Raw genomic sequence first — 4,297 nt, forward strand, 5'->3', positions numbered from 1 at the left:
GCTAGAACTGATCCATATAACTAATCATGATTGGAGCGACCTTTGTGGAGCACTCCGTTAGTAGCGAATTAGAACAAAAACTGGCTCACTTGCCTGATAAGCCTGGCGTATATTTATGGAAAGATGATCAGAAACGGATTATTTACGTCGGCAAGGCCGTAAATTTGAAGAACCGGGTCCGTTCTTACATGCAATCCAGCCGCAACCATTCGCCGAAAGTGCGGTCTATGGTTTCCCGGATAGCCGATTTGGAGTATATCATTACTAGCTCTGAAATCGAAGCGTTGATCCTGGAATGCAATCTGATCAAAAAGCATCGTCCCAAATATAACATCAGCCTGAGGGATGACAAAAGCTACCCATATGTGAAAGTGACGCTGAATGAGACATATCCGCGGGTGTATGCTACCCGCAAAGTAATAAAAGACGGAGCCCGCTACTTTGGTCCTTATACCAATGCCGGTGCTGTCCATGAGACGTTGAAATTGCTCAAACGTCTCTTTCCGCTGCGTACCTGCCGCCAGCTTGATGCGCAGCGGCCTTGTCTGCAATATCATATCAAGCGCTGCCTGGCTCCCTGTGCTGGAAAAGTCGAGCCTGCAGTATATGGCGAAATGATTAAAGCAGTCTGCCTTTTCCTGGAGGGCCGCAGTGATGATGTAATAAAAAACCTGAAAAAGCGCATGGAAGAGGCTGCTGAAAACTTAGAATTTGAGCTGGCTGCCCAATTGCGCGATCAACTGGCAGCAGTAGACAAAGTCCGGGAGAAACAAAATATTGTTACCGGCAGCGGCGATCAGGATGCTGTTGGTCTGGCGCGCTCAGCAGTTGGAACTTGTGTGCAGGTATTTTTTATCCGCAGTGGCAAGATGGTTGGCCGCGATCATTTTCTTCTTACTAATAGTGAAGAGGAAGAAGATGCTAAGGTGCTTGAGGCTTTTCTCAAGCAGTATTACAGTCAGGCCGCCTTTTTGCCAAGAGAAGTACTGCTTCCCTTTGATGTGCCGGAACAGCAGCTGCTTTCTGACTGGCTGACGGAAGCAAAAGGTGGCAGAGTTGCTGTCGATACACCTAAAAGGGGAACCAAAAAGGATTTAGTCAGTATGGCTTCCGGTAATGCGGCAAGAGTACTGGAGGAGCAGGCGCTTCGTCTGCAGGCTGCCAATGAACGGACTGACGGGGCTCTCCTGGAGCTGGCTGATTATTTGGATTTAGAAGCGCCACCCGAACGAATCGAATGCTTCGATATTTCTCATATTCAAGGTGCGGAGACGGTTGCCTCTATGGTCGTTTTTGAAGGTGGACAGCCGAAGAAGGACGATTACCGCCGCTATAAGCTGCAGACAGTAGAGGGAAAACCGGATGACTTCAAGTCTATGCAAGAAGTTGTCGGGCGGCGCTACCGCGATTTAACAAGCGCGCCGGTGCCTGACCTGATTATTATTGACGGTGGTAAGGGTCAGTTGAGTTCAGCACTGGAAATCATCCGCAGCAGCGGGCTAACCTCGGCGACAGTGGTGGGTTTAGCCAAAGAGTTTGAGCATATATTTAAAGAGGGCGAAAGTGATCCTGTTATTTTACCACGACACTCTCAATCTCTTTATCTGGTACAGCGCATTCGGGACGAAGCCCATCGCTTTGCGATCACGTATCACCGCAAATTGCGGTCAAAGCGCAATATGGTGTCTGTGCTTGACCATATTCCTGGCATTGGTGAGAAGCGGCGAAAGGCCCTATGGGATCATTTCGGCAATCTGACAAAAATCAAAGCGGCTGAAATAGATGAAATGGCTGCAGTACCGGGCATGAACAGGCCTACAGCTGAAGCTGTCTATCAGTTTTTCAGGCGAAAACCGGGAGAGTAATTAGGATGAATGGCATTGTTTTAGCCGGCGGGCTTAGTTCCCGCATGGGCAGCGATAAAGCCTCACTGCCATGGGGGGACAGCGATTTATTGCATACTGTTTTGCAGCAGTTGGCCCCGGTTTGTGATACCATCATTGTTGTCACGAATCGGCCACGGGATATTCAAATGCCCGGAATACTGGCTGTTGCCGACCATTATCAGCAATGTGGGCCGTTGGCGGGCATACAGGCAGGCTTACAGGCTTCGGGAGCTGATTATAATTTTATCGTGGCCTGTGATATGCCGTTTTTGTCATCGTCGGCAATCACCTATATCGAGCAGGCTGCTATTGGTTATGAGGCAGCAGTACCCTTTGTTGACGGATATTTTCATCCGCTCCATGCCGTGTATCACCGTAATTGTTTACCCCACATCGACAGGCTGCTGGCAGAGGGAAGTTACCGGATTGTTGAACTGTACAAGCATATCCGGCTTGTGCAGATCAGGAAGTATGAGCTTGTGCGTTTTGATGAAGATCTGGCTATGTTAAATAACGTCAATACTCCGGCAGAGTACCAGTTACATGCAGCAAGGCTAAACCGCTGCAGTGTCCTGATAAAGTTGTGAATTAGAATTAGACAGTGTAGATTGTTTTGCAATGCAAGGCGGAGGGGTCCGCGCATATCGAGAATATGTAAGGTGACGACAACGCAGCAGTGCGAAAAAAGATATGCTGGCTAAACTAAGATTTAACTTGTTCAAGACACTAGACATGGTTTCTCTTTTTTTTGCTTATACTAGAAACATAACCTAATAACATTTCTTTGATAAAAATTCCAAATACAGCAAAAGAAGGAAATATAAGGATTATATAGAATAAAATTCCACCGAGAGGGTTGAGGTGGAAGAATGCGGGTTTTAGTTGTTGACGATTCACAAGTTATCCGGACTATTATTATCAAGGAATTGCGGGATCTTGGAATAGTCGATATTGAGCAGGCAGAAGAGGGAATGACGGCAATGCGTAAAATCAGCAGTAAATCTTTTGAACTGATAACGCTTGATATTACCATGCCTGAGGCAGATGGCATTACTGTTCTTAAGCATATAAAAGTGGCATCGCCAAATTCAAGAGTGATTATGTGCACTGCTCATAATCACAAAGATGTAGTCATGGAAGCTATAAATATTGGAATTGATGACTATATTATCAAACCTTTTGCTGTAGAACGGTTAAATGAAGTCTTACAAAAGCAAATTGAACTCATTAGAAGAGACGGTACAGTGGGAAATAAGTAAGAAAAGTGGTAAAATAAGGTTAGGCACTAAAGGAGGAAATCAACATGAACAAAATAGCACCATGGATTATTCTGGGGCTTGTAGCCGTGCTTATCCTGATGGGTGTTTCCAGTTATAACGGATTAGTGAGTCTAAGCGAGCAGATTAATGGCAAATGGAGTCAGGTAGAAAACCAGTTGCAGCGCCGCTCTGACCTCATACCTAATTTAGTCAATACGGTCAAAGGCTATGCTGCGCATGAACAACAGGCTATTCAGGCTGTAGCTGATGCCCGGGCCCGTTTGGCAGGAGCACCGGGGCCTGCCGCTAAAGCAGAGGCCAATAATGAATTAAACGGTGCACTCAGCAGATTGTTAGTAGTGGCAGAAAACTATCCCGATCTTAAGGCTGATAAAAACTTCCGGGCTTTGATGGATGAACTGGCAGGTACGGAAAACCGGATTGCCGTAGCCCGTAAAGATTATAACGACGCCGTTCAAGGCTACAACACGAAAATACGTTCTTTCCCGGCCAGTATTTTTGCCGGTATGATGGGCTTCAGTGCTAAAGAGTATTTTAAGGCGGAGGAGGGCGCAAAGGCCGTCCCCCAAGTCAAGTTCTAAAGACGGCCGCCTTCAGAGACGGCCGCCGATAAAGGCTCATCTGCGTTGTTGCGAGCCTTGCCGGAATCCTCACCGTACACCATGTACGCCTCCGGTTCCGTCAAGACCCACGCCTAGCATCTGAACCTTTCTCGACGGCCTGAGCCTGGTGGCTAGGGACGAGGGGAACGGGCCTTCCGGCGGTTGGTGGTAAATGGCTCCCCTGCGGGGGTGCACGCAGACAGAGAAGGTGCCGCTGGCTCAACTGTCATTGCGAGGAGCGCAGCGACGTGGCAATCTCATCTTTGGCTTCGCAGCATTTCCTTCTCGACGGCCTGAGCCTGGTGGCAATGGGGACGAGGGGAACGGGCCTTTCCGTCGGTTGGTGGTGGATGGCTCCCCTGCGGGGTGCACACAGACTAAGCAGGGATTATGGCTTAACTGTCATTGCGAGGAGCGTAGCGACGTGGCAATCTCTTCTTTGGCTTCTAAGTGGAAGAACAGCATTGCTTCGCTCGCAAGATGAACTTGTAATATTTGGCACTTCTTTATTTTTAGGATTGCCCATAGA

Annotated in this window: 4 protein-coding genes; all 4 read left to right on the forward strand. The window is 47.9% G+C overall.

The genetic code is table 11. The features are described 5' to 3' along the window. Nucleotides 1-44 precede the first annotated feature (44 nt). The 4 genes from uvrC (at nt 45) to RTR76_RS07805 (ending at nt 3,747) form a co-directional block, all read left to right on the forward strand. Complete coding sequence (gene uvrC / locus RTR76_RS07790; protein WP_396144498.1) at nt 45-1,865, forward strand: excinuclease ABC subunit UvrC; 1,821 nt, start codon at nt 45-47, stop codon at nt 1,863-1,865. A gap of 5 nt (nt 1,866-1,870) precedes the next feature. Next, the gene (locus RTR76_RS07795) at nt 1,871-2,473 is read left to right on the forward strand and encodes a molybdenum cofactor guanylyltransferase (RefSeq protein ID WP_312518806.1); all 603 of its coding nucleotides are present in this window, start codon (nt 1,871-1,873) and stop codon (nt 2,471-2,473) included. A gap of 282 nt (nt 2,474-2,755) precedes the next feature. Further along, the gene (locus tag RTR76_RS07800) at nt 2,756-3,145 is read left to right on the forward strand and encodes a response regulator (protein WP_312518809.1); all 390 of its coding nucleotides are present in this window, start codon (nt 2,756-2,758) and stop codon (nt 3,143-3,145) included. Between the two features lie 44 nt (nt 3,146-3,189). Next, nucleotides 3,190-3,747: a LemA family protein gene (locus RTR76_RS07805; protein WP_312518812.1), complete on the forward strand. Its 558-nt coding sequence runs from the start codon at nt 3,190-3,192 to the stop codon at nt 3,745-3,747. The last annotated feature ends 550 nt before the right edge of the window (nt 3,748-4,297 follow it).

Source organism: Anaerospora sp., assembly GCF_032013335.1.
Taxonomy (GTDB): domain Bacteria; phylum Bacillota; class Negativicutes; order Sporomusales; family DSM-15969; genus Anaerospora.

Bases quoted from the DNA above. Each gene is read 5' to 3' on its own strand.
- RTR76_RS07795 (WP_312518806.1), top strand. From the start codon at position 1,871: ATGAATGGCATTGTTTTAGCCGGCGGGCTTAGTTCCCGCATGGGCAGC.
- RTR76_RS07800 (WP_312518809.1), top strand. From the start codon at position 2,756: ATGCGGGTTTTAGTTGTTGACGATTCACAAGTTATCCGGACTATTATT.
- RTR76_RS07805 (WP_312518812.1), top strand. From the start codon at position 3,190: ATGAACAAAATAGCACCATGGATTATTCTGGGGCTTGTAGCCGTGCTT.